The organism is cf. Phormidesmis sp. LEGE 11477, from assembly GCF_015207105.1.
Classification (GTDB): domain Bacteria; phylum Cyanobacteriota; class Cyanobacteriia; order Phormidesmidales; family Phormidesmidaceae; genus Phormidesmis.
Genome location: NZ_JADEXO010000141.1, coordinates 1 through 14,556 on the forward strand (window position 1 = coordinate 1; position 14,556 = coordinate 14,556).

8 protein-coding genes are annotated in these 14,556 nt (G+C 51.4%); 4 read left to right on the forward strand and 4 right to left on the reverse strand.

The annotated features are described in order from the left end of the window. Positions 1–1,031 (forward strand): MFS transporter (locus tag IQ256_RS25430; protein WP_193858500.1); only part of this gene is annotated, 1,031 nt, incomplete at its 5' end. 317 nt (positions 1,032–1,348) lie between these two features. Here the strand turns inward: IQ256_RS25430 and IQ256_RS25435 are convergent. After that, positions 1,349–1,516, reverse strand: a complete 168-nt coding sequence (locus IQ256_RS25435) for a hypothetical protein (protein ID WP_193858501.1) — start codon at positions 1,514–1,516, stop codon at positions 1,349–1,351. Positions 1,517–1,584: 68 nt separating this feature from the next. Between IQ256_RS25435 and IQ256_RS25440 the strand changes: the two genes are divergently transcribed. Further along, positions 1,585–10,107, forward strand: coding sequence for a DVUA0089 family protein (locus IQ256_RS25440; RefSeq protein WP_193858502.1), 8,523 nt, complete (start codon positions 1,585–1,587; stop codon positions 10,105–10,107). Between the two features lie 72 nt (positions 10,108–10,179). Here IQ256_RS25440 and IQ256_RS25445 read toward each other — a convergent pair whose 3' ends face one another. The 3 genes from IQ256_RS25445 to IQ256_RS25455 are packed head-to-tail and all read right to left on the reverse strand — an operon-like array spanning position 10,180 to position 11,028. After that, on the reverse strand, positions 10,180–10,518 hold the full coding sequence (locus IQ256_RS25445) for a DUF5615 family PIN-like protein (RefSeq protein WP_193858503.1): 339 nt from the start codon (positions 10,516–10,518) through the stop codon (positions 10,180–10,182). Further along, the gene (locus tag IQ256_RS25450) at positions 10,515–10,739 is read right to left on the reverse strand and encodes a DUF433 domain-containing protein (RefSeq protein ID WP_193858504.1); all 225 of its coding nucleotides are present in this window, start codon (positions 10,737–10,739) and stop codon (positions 10,515–10,517) included. The genes IQ256_RS25445 and IQ256_RS25450 overlap by 4 nt, the downstream gene beginning before the upstream one ends. Before the next feature lie 34 nt (positions 10,740–10,773). Further along, positions 10,774–11,028 (reverse strand): type II toxin-antitoxin system Phd/YefM family antitoxin, encoded by a 255-nt coding sequence (locus tag IQ256_RS25455; protein ID WP_193858505.1) that lies wholly within the window; start codon positions 11,026–11,028, stop codon positions 10,774–10,776. Between the two features lie 94 nt (positions 11,029–11,122). On the opposite strand from IQ256_RS25455, the gene IQ256_RS25460 reads away from it, so the two are divergent. Next, a complete protein-coding gene (locus IQ256_RS25460; protein ID WP_228025271.1) occupies positions 11,123–14,131 on the forward strand; it encodes a pre-peptidase C-terminal domain-containing protein in 3,009 nt (1,002 codons plus the stop codon). Then, on the forward strand, positions 14,121–14,556 hold a 436-nt coding region (locus IQ256_RS29850), incomplete at its 3' end, for a PPC domain-containing protein (RefSeq protein ID WP_228025272.1). The genes IQ256_RS25460 and IQ256_RS29850, both read left to right, overlap by 11 nt.

Consider the following 14,556-nt stretch of genomic DNA (forward strand, 5'->3'; position numbering starts at 1 on the left):
ATGTAGTAGTAACCCTCTACGGCTGTTTTGGTCAGCTTCAGTCCCTAGCCTATTCCACCTCAATCGCCCTGCTGGTCGAAAAAGAAAACTACACCCGCGCTGAAAGCATGGTGGCAGCGGTCGGCTATTCGGGCGCAATTTTCTCTCCTATTTTGGCGGGCAGTCTGTATCCGGTAATTGGTCTAACGGGCATTATCGCCATCGATTTAACGACATTTGGCATTGCCTTTGTGGTTTTGGCACTAGCCACCATTCCCAACCCCACCAAAAGCGACAATCCCACGGTGATGGGCTGGCAGGATCTCACCTTTGGCTTTCGCTATATCTGGAGCAAGCCGGGTTTGATCGCGATGGTGATCGCCTTCTCTTGCTTTGCCATTCCTAGCGACGTGGGCAAGGCGCTCTACAATCCGATGATATTGGCCAGATCGGGTGGCGATGCTCAGGTGTTGGGCTGGGTGACGACGGCGGCTGGGGTAGGCGGCGTGCTGGGGGCGTTGCTATTGGGCATCAGCGGTGGATTCAAGCGGCGAATTCATGGAATGCTGCTGGGGTTTGTGATTACGGGACTTTTCAAGGTTGTTCTGGCCTTGGGGCAAACGCCGCTGGTGTGGATGTTCTCGCATTTTGCCGCGACGCTGGCGATTCCATTATTCTACAGCTCTAGCAATGCGATTTGGTATGCCAAGGTGCCGCCGGATTTGCAGGGGCGGGTGCTGGCAGCCGATCAGATGATTGGGCTGGGTGTGGGTGCGATCGCCCCGCTGATTGCTGGCCCGCTGGCCGATCGCGTTTTTGAACCGGCGATGCGATCGCAAAGTATCCTCTCGGCGGTGTTCTCTCCGCTATTTGGCAGCAGCGCTGGCAGTGGCATGGCTTTGATGTATGCCATTAGCGCGGCGATAATGGCACTTGTGGGGATAGGCGGCTATGGATTTGGTCAGCTTCGCGAGGTCGAACAGCGCCTACCAGATCATGGGCTCGCCCTAGCCAAAACACCTGGGTCAGAGCCTAATTCGACACTGGAGTGAGCTGGGTAGTCGACAACATTTGCAACGTTTGCAACTCTGTTGCTGACTGTCCAGCAATGTTGACAGAAGTTATTGATATCAAATCTCAACAGTTACTCATGTAATCATGCCACCTCAACTGGGTGTGACTGGGCCTTCAGCTGATATATGGCTCAGTTGGTCTACCAGTTGGTCTAATAGAGGCATACATACTGACTTTATAAGAACTTAACAAACGGGCAGTGACTACGTGTCATGAATTCGTTATAGGATAATTAAGCACCTTATTGATACTAAGTATCAATAGAAAGGTGTCAATAGCAGACAGAAGTTAGTAGTTAAGCAAAAACAAACCGCTCATCCACTCTATCACCGACCAAACTGTCGTTGACTACATAGCGCTGTGAGGTAGCTGGCATCGATGCTGGCAGCCTTTGTTGCAGTGCGCGTTTTTCATTCGGCTGACATTCGGCGGTGGCGATCGCACGTGCATCTTTTCCATTCATTCCTCCGCTTTAGCTGCCCGCTCAAAGATGGCAAAGCCCCCCTATCCCCATAACATTAGAAAATCATCATGGTTCAAGTTAGCCTGTCAACAACAACCTCATTTGATGGCGATCTCAATGCCCTAGTTGAAGACCAAGGAACGTCGCTCACGTTCACCTTCTCGCTAGACGAACCAGCCCCCGCTGGCGGTTTGCGTCTATATCTTGATAGCGATGTAGAGCAGATTGTCAACCGGTTAGATCTTCCTGGTTTTGCCTTTAATCCGCAGATAGAAAACATCAGCCTCGGCTCGGTCAGCAGCAACTTCGATAACTCTGGTTTCGCTCTCACCATCGACGAAGGTGCGACTACGGGATCATTTACTATCGATATTTTTGACAATCCTGAACCCGACACGTTTCTGCCTGAGACCTTTGATGGATTGGTAGAGGCTGGGTTTTCGCTCAAAACCGCTGACCAGATCGAAGCAGTCGATCAGACCAGCATCATGGATCTCAGTGACTACACCATCGATCCTGCCGCCGGGACAACCACTGTCCTATTTGCCGACACCGCCGACCAGCTACCCTCTGAGCCACCAACTGGTAATGGTGACTACGATGAAGCCATCGACGGAGAGATTTCTGATAATCCCGGCAGTCCGTTAGCACTAGCGCTTTCAAACGGAGAAACCCGGCTGTCTGCCAGTACAGGCAATGGCGATCAAGAATATGTAACGGTCACCGTTCCTGACGGACTCCAGCTAGCGTCTATTGAGCTAGCGTCTTATTCTCAGTCAGATGTTGCCTTTGTTGGCGTGCAGGAGGGGTCAACCTTTACTGAGCCCCTCGATAACAGCGCCGACTTAGGCGAATATTTGGGGTATTCCCTGGTTGGCGTCAGCGCTGTCGGCACCGATATCTTAGACAATCTTGGTAACGGCTCCAATGGCCCTGGCTTCGGCGGGCAAGGCTTTGAAGGTCCGCTGCCTGCTGGCACCTACACTTTTGCTATACAGCAGCTTCAGGGCACTAGCGACTACACCTTAGTGTTTAATGTCAATGAGGCGACGGTGATTGAGAATGCTGTGCCCGTGGCGACTGACGATGTTTATGAGGCTATCATTCCGGGGGTGGAAGGCGCTGAACTGCCGACTGAGCTAACCGTGAACGCGGCTGACGGTGTGTTGGCGAATGATAGCGATGCTGATGGCGATGATTTGACGGTTGCGATCGCAGATACCCCTACTAACGGCACCGTCGATCTCAGCGCCGACGGCTCCTTTACCTACACTCCTACCGACGGTTTCAGCACTGGAGAGCAGGACAGCTTTACCTACACCGTCAGCGACGGCAACGGCGGCAGCGACACGGGCAGTGTCGTCATTGAAGCGGTGGCCGCGCCCAACCCTCCACCTACAGGCGACCCCGTCGTCAGCTTTGAAACAGTGCCTGCCACCTTCTCCGAAGAAGACGAGAACAACCTGGTTGAGTGGAAATGGACAGTGGCAGGCGACTTCCCTGAAGACGGCATCACAATCAACCTAGATACATCAGGCGGCGAAGGCGCGTTTGCCTTTACCGAACAGTTTGCCACTGACCCTCCGGCAGAATTTATCAACGCAGAGATTGTTGATTCTGATGATGAAACCGGCAGAATCAATATTCTACTGTCCGAACCCGAAGCGTCTTTCAAGCTTTACTTCGTTAATGACATTCTCGAAGAAGGCACACAAGAGTTTGACTTCCAGCTCGCAGAGGGCGAAGGCTACACCGTCGATCCAGAGACGAACGGCGGGCTCTTTACCATTACCGATGATAACGGTGGGCCCGGTGTTGGCCCTACTATCGGCCTCTCTACGTCTGAAACTGAGCTGGCTGAGGGCGATACCTTAACTATCACGTTTACTGCTGAAGGAGAGATTCCAGCAGAAGGCGTTCAGGTGCTGGTGCAAAGTGATGTCCCTGGTTCACTAGGACAGTTCGACCTGGCTGATTTGGGCAACATCACCACCACTGGCATTGAGGGGCTACCTACCGTCGGTGATGGCGGCGGCGGCAGTTTCTTCATTACCATGACGGAGCCTACCGCCACGATTACGCTAGATGTCTTCGACGACATTCTGGCAGAAGAGCCGCTGCCGATTACGTTCACTGTTGCTAATGGTGAAGAGTACGAAGTGGCCGCTGCCAACCCTAGCATCACGCTGAACATCTCCGATGACGTGCAGCCCGCAGGGCCGACAGTCGGCCTCACGGTGGACAAAACAGAGGTTACAGAAGGCGAGTCTATTACGCTCACCTTTGCGGTAGACGGAGAGATCCCCGAGGAGGGCGTACAAGTCCTTGTCAATGACATCGCTAGCGCTCAAGGTCAGCTCAGAAGCTTAACTGAGTTCGATGTGGCCAACATTGAGCTAACAGGAATTTCGGGTGCGCCTACGCCTGCTGATGGCGACAGCGGTTTCTTTGTAACGCTAACAGAACCCACCGCTACCCTCACCATTCCTGTATTCGACGAAGGTGCGGATGAGGACGAAGCGAATGAGTCGTTTACCTTTGAACTCATTGACGGTGAGGCGTATGGAGTCGATTCGGAGGCCAGTGGCTTTACGCTCAATATCAGTGATGCTGAAGGGGGAACACCCCCTACGGGCGAGCCGCCTGTGGTGAGCTTTGAAGCTATCCCCGCGAATGTTTCTGAGGAAGACGCAGACGCTCAGGTTGTCTGGCAGTGGACTGTTACCGGTGACTTTCCTGAAGACGGCATCACGATCAACTTTGATACGCTCGGTGACAACGATGTTATCGCCTTCACCGAGCAGTTCGCGGCTGATCCAGGCCCTGAGTTTGTTGAGTCGGAGATTGTTGACTTTGATGAGGAGACAGGTCGTCTCCAAATTTTGTTGAGCGCACCGAGTGCCTCCTTCGTCTTACCGATTGCGAATGATGCCCTAGAAGAAGGCGCTCAAACCTTTGACTTTCAGCTTGCCGACGGCGAGGGCTATACGGTAGATCCAGATCAAAACTCTACGCTACTAACCATCACCGATGATAATGGTGGCCCAGGCGTCGGCCCGACGGTTGGGATCTCTGTCTCACCCACTGACTTGGCCGAAGGCGATCCGCTGGTTGTGACTTTCACAGTCGATGGAGATATTCCAGCAGAAGGCGTGGAGGTACTGGTACAAAGCCCAGTCGCCGGAGCGCTCGGTCAGTTTGACTTAGCAGACTTGGGCAACATTACAACCACAGGAATTGAAGGCTTGCCCAGTGTCGGCGATGGCGGCGGCGGTAGCTTCTTTATCACCATCACCGAGCCGACGGCAACGATTGCTCTCAATGTATTCGATGACATCATTGCCGAAGAGCCGCTAGAACTGGCGTTTGACCTCGCCAATGGTGAAGAGTACGAAGTAGACCCAGAGGCTAGTGGCATTGTGCTGAATATTTCTGATGAGCCGCAGCCTGCCGGGCCGACGGTTGGCCTTACTGTAGATAAAACAGATGTGACTGAGGGCGAGTCGATCACGCTGACCTTTGCCGTAGACGGCGAGATTCCTGAAGGGGGCGTACAGGTATTAGTGAATGATGTCGCCAGCGCGGGCGCTCAGCTCAGAAGTCTGACTGAGTTTGACGTGGCAAATATTGACATTAGCGATGGCATTGACGGATTCCCCACGCCTGCCGATGGGGACAGTGGCTTTTTCATTACGCTCACTGAGCCAACCGCAACGCTAACTCTGCCCGTATTCGATGAAGGGGCCGATGAAGATGAAGCAACAGAATCTTTCACCTTTGAGGTGATTGATGGCGAGGCGTATGAAGTAGATGAGGCAGCTAGCAGCATTACGCTGAATATCGCCGATCCTGTTGAGGCGAGCGAACCGACCGTAACGCTTGATCTGATATCAGGCACCTTTGGCGATGAAGGTGAATTGGTGACGCCCAATCTCATCGAGTCGGGCAGTGGTCAGCCGGTTCTAACTTTGTTATTGAGCACCAGCGAGCCTGTGCCAGAAGACGGCCTAATCGTCGATATCGAGACAGATTTGCCAGATATCACGCAGTTTATTCAGGGTGCGAACTTTGTTCCTACGGCCTTTGGTGGCGAAGTTGTTGGGGCGCTCTATTCTGATGAGGGTTTGGCGACGGGTTTACAGGTGCGGCTAGACAATCGCAACGCCGTGGTGAACTTTACGACGGGGCTAACTAGGCCCGATGAAACAGCGGATGACATGCCCGCCGACGTGACTTTTTCTTTGGCTGACGGCGAGGGCTATACCCCTGCTCCGACACCTGCTGTAGCCAGACTTTATGCTGATATCTCTCAGGTGCCTGCGGTAGAAAATCCGCCCGAAGTGGGTATGGACTTTGTCAGCGATACCGGCACTTTGACAGAAGGCGGCGATACCGGCACGCTCAACTTCACGGTGAATGGAGATATTCCAGCGGAGGGCCTGGTTGTTTTTGTCTCTAACAATCAGTTTGCTGGCATTGTTGATTTTGATCTGCTGAATGCGACGACGACTGGCGGTTCTTTCCCAGCACCGGACGGTGGTGCGGGCGGCTTCTTCTTTAAAATTACAGAGCCCAACGCTAGCGTCACATTCCAGGCTCGGGTAGATGAAACTGTTGAGGGCCTAGAGCAGGTCAGCGTGGCGCTTCAGCCGCTGCCTGGCTATACGATTGCAGAAGGGGCTGGAGAAGTCTCTATTCTGGTGCAAGAGAGCGATGACTCTAAGGTTCAGGTTGGCCTAGAAACGTCTCCTGAGGTGCTAATAGAAACAGAAGGAACAGTGTCTGTTCATACTTTTAGCCTCAGCTCTGCGCCGCCTGCAGACGGTGTGACGGTGACTGTACAAACGTCTGGACTGGCTGATTTTGATGCCAGTGCGGTTGAGCTATCTGGTATTACAGACTTGCAGGTACTAGAAAGCGATCCTGAGCAGCTACAGTTTACGATTGTTGATCAAACTGCCACTATCAGCCTGCCAGTTGCTGATGATGGCGTGACTGAGGGGCTTGAAGAAGCGGTCTTTACGCTGGTAGAACCGGATGAAGATGCCAGCTACCAAGTAGATCCTGAGGCGAGTAGCGGCACGTTCACGATTGTTGATGTGCCTGAGGACGCACCTGTTGCGCCGCTAGAAGAGACCGGACAAAACGACACGATCGCGACGGCTGAAGTCACTGGGCTTTCGGCAGACAATACAACCGTCACTATCAAGGGTGAAATCTCTGGTAACTTCTTCGATTCTGATCTGTCGCTCCGCACCGACCAGACTGAAGATGTCGATATGTATGCGGTTGAGCTAGCCGCAGGCGATGTCTTGCGGATTGATACAGACGCGCAGCAGTTTGACTCTGAGGCTGATACGCTGGTGCGGCTGTTTGATGCAGAAGGGAATGACCTGACCCAGAACGATGACGCAGCTGCCCCTGATGAATTGTTCAACGAAGGAATCGGCTTTGATTCGTACTTAGAATATACGGCGGATACAGCGGGTACCTACTACGTCGGCATCAGCACCTTCTCGAACGGCGTCTTAGACTTTATCACTGACCCTTACGATCCAAACGTAGTCGCTAGCGGCAGTGGCAACAGCAACGGCGAGTACACGCTAAATCTCTCTTTGAATCAGGAAGTCGGCGTTGAGCCAACGGTGATTCCAGATGGAGATGGCACGGGCCCTGTGGTTTCATTCACCGCAATTCCTAGCACGCTTAATAACGATGCAATTGTTACCAACGCGCTTATTCAATCCACCGCTTCAGCAGATGAAAGCTTAGATCTAACGTCTATTATCACTTTGCAGCTCTCGGCAGAAGGTGAGATTCCAGAAGAAGGGGTAGAGATCTTCTTGAATAGCAACCTCGATTTGAGCGATCGCCTGAGTCCTGGCTTTGGTCGAGGCGTTGAAGTGCTCGGCGCAATCTTCGATGAAAATGGCGATCCTACTGGGCTACGGATCAACCTGACGGCGACCACAGCGCTATTGACCCTAGACTTGGAAAGCCAAAAAGTTGCGCCGACCGACGGCGTCGAAACGCTAGAGCTATCGCTGGTGCCATCCGCTGGGTATCAGGCGACTGACACTTTGGCCTCACTGCCTATCTACGATACGTTAGCCGATGTGCCCCCTTCGGCAACGCCACTAGAAGTAAGCATCACAGCCAGCGAAACAGCGCTGGTAGAATCTGTTGGCAATACCACGACGCTGACCTTCAACTTAAGCGAAGCGCCGCCTGCGGAAGGTGTGTTGGTCTATGTTGATAGCGAGATAGAAGGCGTGATCAGCGAATTCAACGTATTTGACGCCGTCATCACAGGCGCAGATGCACCCTTTCCTAACGGTGATGTCAGCGGATTCTATCTACGCATAACTGAGCAGACAGCAACGCTAACAGTTTCAGCTTTTGACGAAACAACAAACCCGCAGCTAACACTAGAGCAGGCGCTTGAAGGTATCGAATCAATTACATTTAGCATCGAGAACGGTGATGGTTACACGGTTTCACCCGATAGCGGCTCAATTGATCTAACCATTGCTGACAATCCTGATTCAGTGGTGATTCCTGATCCAGGTAACGGCGGTGGAGAACCTCCTGAAAACCCTGAAAATGAATTCAATGACACGATTGAAACAGCCATTGATACAGGTCTAGGTGCTGATAATCCTACCTTTAGCACCGAAGCAACACTTGAAGTTACAGATATCCTATTGAACCCAGGTGTCCCCGAGGATGAGGAACTCTTCTACGAAAACTTACTAGACTCTACAGAAGATGTGGATATGTACGCCTTCGACCTAGAGGCAGGTCAAACCATCACAATCGATGTCGATGGCGGTGGCACAGGCGATGCGGGCGTAGAAGGCTCCACGCTAGACTCGATTTTGCGCGTGTTCGACGCGGCGGGTAATGAAGTAGCCATCAGTGAAAACGATGGCGCTCCTGATGAAGTCTTTCAGGCTAATGGTGATGCTTACTTACAGTTCACAGCGACTGAAGCAGGGACTTACTACGCGGGCGTCAGCGTATTGGGCAACACCTTCTACGATCCCAACGTGCAGGGCAGCGGCAGCGGCTGGATTTTTGATGGCTTTGAGCCTGGCGAATATCGCTTAACGGCAACGTTGGGTGATGGCACAGGCGGTAATGTGCCGGTAGTTGGCGTCACAATTGACCCCGCTGTGCGCTCAGAAGAGGATGCCGATTTGAACGTGAACTTCAACTTCACGGTAGACGGTGAGATTCCTGAAGATGGCCTTTCTATCTTGATCAACGGTGGCGTTGATATTCTTGACCAAGTGGATGGTGCAGTTGATATCGGCTTTAACGACGCTACGTTAGGAGACTTCTTCGATCCGGCAACGGGCACCTTTGAAGTTGTTCTGACCGCCAATACAGGCACGATTACGCTGCCGATTCTCAATGACGTGATTGAGGAAGCAGACACCGATTTTACCTTCACGATTGTTGATAATGACGGATCTTTGGACTCTACCTATGCGGTAGATGCGGCGGCGAGTACAGGGACTGTCACCTTAGTAGATGGCCAAGGTGGGCCGGGTGTCGGGCCTACGGTTGGGATCTCGGTGGATAACGGTGAGCTGAGTGAGGGCGATCGCTTCACACTCAACTTTACGGTCGATGGTGATATTCCAACCGAAGGGTTGCAGGTGCTAGTCGATAGTCCAACATTTGGCGTGCTGGGCGAGTTTGCCATCTTCGATGAAGACGGCAACTCAGCAGTAGAGCTAGAAGGGATTGCTGGACTTCCTGAAGTCGGTGATAGCGGCGGCAGCAGCTCCCTGGTTACGCTCACAGACCCCAACGCTTCTCTCTCTCTCGATGTTTTTGATGATGGTGCCAATGAAGGGCTAGAGTCTTTGACCTTCGATCTTATCAACGGTGAAGTGTACGAGGTTGACCCCACGGCAAGCAGCATCACCTTTACTCTCAACGACTTTGAGACAGTGGGTACGGACGCAGGTGAAACTCTCGTGGGTGATGATGCTGACAACAGCATTGACGGCCTTGGTGGTGCTGATGCGATCGCAGGCGGCCTCGGCAATGATCTGATCCTCGGTGGCGATGGCAATGATGTACTGCGCGGCGATCTAAACAACCGCAGACCTCAGGACAACATTGCTGGCGGTGATGACATCATCTTCGGCGGCGAGGGCAGCGACCGTATTGGCGGCAAAGCTGGCAACGATATCCTCAGCGGCAACGCAGGTGATGACTTGATCTGGGGCGACGACGGTGACGATATCATCATGGGCGGCCTCGGCAACGACACCCTTGTCGGCGACAACTTCTCTAACGGCAGCGGCAGCGACCTGTTCGTCTTTGGCAACGGCGACGGCACCGACACCATCCTCGATTTTGAGGTCGGCATCGACCGGATTGGCCTGGTCGAAGGCGAGCTAATGTTCGCTGACTTGACCATCACTCAAGACGGTAACAATGCCTTGCTAGGTGTGACCAGCAGTGGTGAGACGTTGGCAATTCTCAACGGCGTACAGGCATCGGCGTTGACGCAGAGCAGCTTTGAAGTAGTCGCTGATGTCTCGAACCCAGAGGAGGCGCTGGCTTTGATCTAGACAAAAAAACACCCACCCCGCCTTTGATAATCGCGGGGTGGGTTTGATTGTACCGAATTGCTGCCGTTGTCCTCACGTCCCTCTGATTTCGACTAATACCTCGCCAGTGCTAAGCAGTTCTAAAGACTTGAGCAAGGTCACGCTCAAAATCTCGCGTAATCGAGCATTAGACGTATTCCCGCAGGTCAGCCAAATAATCTTTGGGGGTGGGCCTAGCCGTTCAACTAAATCAACAAAGTCACTATCTTTAGTCATGACAATTGCCCCTGCTGCTTTTGCAACATCAAAAATCTCTGGATCTTCAGCCTCTCGCAAGCCGAGATCTCGTAGCGCTGTTGCCTCTACGCCTAGCGTATCTGTGATCCAGGTTGCTATGGCTGGTGATAGGTGGGCATCTATCCAGAGCGTCATACGGTCAGCACCACATGGTCAACGCTACGAGCTGCATAGGAGAGTGCTGCCTTTAAGTCATCTTTCTCCAAATCTGGCATCTCCGCCAAAATTTCTTCACTATCCAGCCCAGCCGCAAAAAGATCCAAAACATCCGAGACGCGAATTCTCATCCCTCGAATACAAGGACGACCGCCGCACTGCTTCGGGTTCACCGTAATTCTTTCTAACAAAGCGGACATTTTCTCACAGCTCCATCTTTTTCTTTAGTTCAGCTTATGCCTTGTTCTTACGCATCTTTTCAAACTCCGCCACCATTTCTTCCTCGTCTATGCCATGTTCCGATAGCAGATCCTCCACTTTAAGCGCCGCAGTCATAAAGGCTTCTACATCCGCCCTACTCGGTTTTTTATGAACTGGCACAAAATAACCCACCGTCTGCCCATGACGGGATATCGCAATAGTCTCGGTTGAATCTACGTATGTCCCTATGTTCTGCCTAAACTCTCGAATGCCAATCTTCTCTGTCATTAGCCGCTCGCCTCCTTGAATGCTGTGTACCGATGTGTACACAAATTTAGCACATTCCATTCATCACTCATCATTTCTTAGGAACTCCAAAACCATGCCCCAAGTATCTCTTTCCACGTCCACGAACTTTGATGGCGATCGCAACGCCCTTGTCGAAGATCAAGCGAATGCCCTCACCGTCCGCTTTGACCTGGATGAACCGGCCCCTGAAGGTGGGCTGAAGGTGTATGTCGATAGCGAAGTAGAACAGATTATCAATCGGCTTGACCTGCCGGGTTTTGCCTTCAGTCCGACGCTGGAGAATATCGACGCTGCTAGCCTAGTGACCAACTTCGATAACTCTGGCTTTGCCCTGACGATTGAGGAAGGCGCGACGTTTGGCACCTTTACGATTGATGTGTTTGACAACCTGGAGCCGGATACTTTTTTGCCCGAGACGTTTGATGGACGGGTAGAGGCGGCGCTGTCGCTAAGAACGCAGGATGAGGTAGAGGTGGCAGACCAGAATGACATTACCGACGTTAGCGAATACACGATTGACTCGGCAGCAGCGAGTAGTACGGTGATATTTGCCGATGAGGCCAGCCAGCTTGCGGATATGCCCGAGCCTCCAACCCCGGAGCCGCCTATGCCTGAAGGACTCCAGGTGAGTTTATTTACCGGGCCGGACTACCTGATCGAGGATGAGGGGACGGTGAGTGCCCACGCCTTTTTGGCGACGAATGGGGTGATTCCTGACGGTGGACTGGTTGTTTCGGTGGATGCGCCGAATCTGAGTGAGTTTGACTTGGAGAGTGTTTCTGTTGAGGGGGGTGAGATTGCTGCGGTTCGTGACGGTGGGTTTGACCTGCGGATGACGGAGTATACGGCTTTAGTCAATCTGGCGATCGCCGATGATGGCGAGACTGAAACAGGGGAAACAGCGAGCTTTAGCTTGGCTACAGGAGAAGGGTACGAAATCAATGAGGATTATAGTGGTGGTAGTTTTGAGTTAGTAGATACGCGGAGCGATATTCCACAGGGCATTACTACTGAGCCTAGCGACATTATCTCTAAAGCAATAGATACTCGAATTACGGCTGAAAATCCGTCATTCTCAACTGCTGATTCTATCTATTTTGACATTGGCAACCGCTATCTTAATGACGACGGTACTTATACATATGTTGACTACAACGAAGATGTTGATCTCTATAAGTTGGAGCTAAGCGCAGGAGACACGATTGCGGTTGAAACGTTTGAGGTTGAAGGTAACCAGGACGTTAATAATCGATATGGTTCCTTATCAGGTGTCGCTGCTTTTGATGCTGAAGGAAATCGACTCACGGCAGCAGGTCTCTTTACGCCTGCCGCACCCGATAAATTATTTGGTGGGGGTGTTGGCGGATTTAACGAAGATGGGACGGTGAACGAGAACGAGACAGATACTTATCTAGAATTTACGGCCTCTAAAGACGGCGTTTACTATGTAGGGGTTTCTTCTTATCTCGCCGCTACACAGCTTTCTTATGGAACAGAAGAGCAGGCTTACGATATTGAGACTCCTGCGTCAGGAGATAACAACCGAGTGGCGTTTGGTAGATACGAAATTGAAATCGATCTGTTGACTCCAGATAATCCTCGCAAGACCGGTATGCCTACAGCACCGGTTAGTAATCTCGATGTAATCAATCCTCCTACCCTTTCTCTGGGTGCCAATCCTATCACTGTAGACAGTGAAGGCAATTTTACTAATGCAGTAGTAGAGTTCGTTGAATCTGATGGAATTTCTGGTGTCAACTTCACTATTCAGACAGAGGGAGAGATTCCAGAAGGTGGCATTGAATTGGTTCTCAACAGCAATGCGAACCTGTTTGATTACATCTCGTATCTAGGTCAAGATAGTCTTCCTAGCACGATTGGAGGGCAATCGCTAGGTGCTTTCTACAATGAGGATGGTATTCCAACAGGTATTCGACTCCGCATCGAAGAGCCTACCATGACCGTTAATCTTGAAAGGGCTAACCGAAATTCTACGAGAGAGTTTCAACATGATACAGATGAGTTCTACGATCAGTTTGAAGGATTAGAGACGGATGGCGCTGAAGATGTTACGTTCTTCTTACAACCTGGAGATGGCTATGAGGTTTCTTCAGAATTGGGCGAAACAAATGTTACTTACTACGATTCGGTTAATGATGTACCGCCGCCTACTAGCGGTGGGAATAGCCTTCCAGAGGTAGGTGTCACTATCAGTGAAACAGAGCTAGTTGAGTCCGAAGGTAACGAGACCACGTTGACCTTCACATTGTCCGAACCGCCGCCTCTAGAAGGCGTGACAGTATTTCTAGACAGTGAAGATGATCCACTGATTGGTGGGAGTGTCCTCGGTCAGTTTAATGTTCTCGAAGCTGAAGTTGACGGCGGTGATTTTCCTACGCCTAATAGCGATAGCTCTGGCTTTTTCTTCACGATCACGGAACAAACGGCTTCTATCACACTGTCCGCCTTTGATGAATTGACAGTTGTTGACGATCCGCTAGTTGTTCAAGAAGGTATTCTTGATCTCAATTTTTCACTACAGCCGCAAGCTGGTAGCTACACCATTGATCCTAACGCTAGTGGATTTGGTTTAACGATTGCCGATAACGCAGACTCGCAGATTCAAGTCAGTCTGATAGCATCTACCAAAGAAGACCCAGAAAGCACTGCTCTAATCGAATCGCAAGGTACGGTTAGCATTCACACTTTTAGTCTCAGTTCACCTCCCCCGGAAGAAGGCTTAACCGTTAGTGTCAATGCACCTGACTTGAGTGAGTTTGACTTAGATGCAATTGAAGTCATCGGCGGCACAATTACCAACTTACAAAACGAAGGCTTTGACTTGACGATTATCGAACGTGAGGCAATTATTAATCTTCCCGTTCTAGATGATGGCGTAGATGAAGGTAGTGAAACGGCAACCTTTACCTTGGCAGAGAGCGACACCTATCTAATTAACCAGGCAGCGACTGAAGCAACCTTTGGCATAGCCGATACGCCAGATCAAGTTGTTGGAATTTCGGCAGAGATTGAGAGGAATAGCACAATACCTCCAAGCGAACGCGCTAGGTTTGAGTGCTGATAATCCGACAGTTTCTATCAACGGAGCGCAAGGAGTATCTGGTACTCCTGGTGAGACGCCTGCAAGATTTTTGGGTTTTGTCGAGGATGTAGATTTCTACTCAGTTGTTCTTGATGCAGGACAGACCGCTTCCTTCGATATTGATACGGAAGCAGGGGAGGGGGACAATGGTATTCTCGTATACACCGATCTAGAGAACGTAAGTCTGTCACCTGATACTGAATTGCGATTGTTTGACGCTCAAGGTAATGAGTTAGCTGCCAATAATGACGGTGCTGCCCCTGGTGAAGAGTTCTCCCGCGATCCGTTCGTTGAGTATACTGCAACAGATTCCGGTACGTACTACGTTGGTGTTAGTCAACTAGGCAATCGCAACTATGATCCTTTTACCGAGAAAAGCGGCAGCGGTTGGACGTTTCCAGAAG

What these genes read in the sequence shown, in the direction of transcription:
- IQ256_RS25435 (WP_193858501.1), bottom strand. Translation starts at nt 1,516, where the DNA reads ATGAATGGAAAAGATGCACGTGCGATCGCCACCGCCGAATGTCAGCCG.
- IQ256_RS25440 (WP_193858502.1), top strand. Translation starts at nt 1,585, where the DNA reads ATGGTTCAAGTTAGCCTGTCAACAACAACCTCATTTGATGGCGATCTC.
- IQ256_RS25445 (WP_193858503.1), bottom strand. Translation starts at nt 10,518, where the DNA reads ATGACGCTCTGGATAGATGCCCACCTATCACCAGCCATAGCAACCTGG.
- IQ256_RS25450 (WP_193858504.1), bottom strand. Translation starts at nt 10,739, where the DNA reads ATGTCCGCTTTGTTAGAAAGAATTACGGTGAACCCGAAGCAGTGCGGC.
- IQ256_RS25455 (WP_193858505.1), bottom strand. Translation starts at nt 11,028, where the DNA reads ATGACAGAGAAGATTGGCATTCGAGAGTTTAGGCAGAACATAGGGACA.
- IQ256_RS25460 (WP_228025271.1), top strand. Translation starts at nt 11,123, where the DNA reads ATGCCCCAAGTATCTCTTTCCACGTCCACGAACTTTGATGGCGATCGC.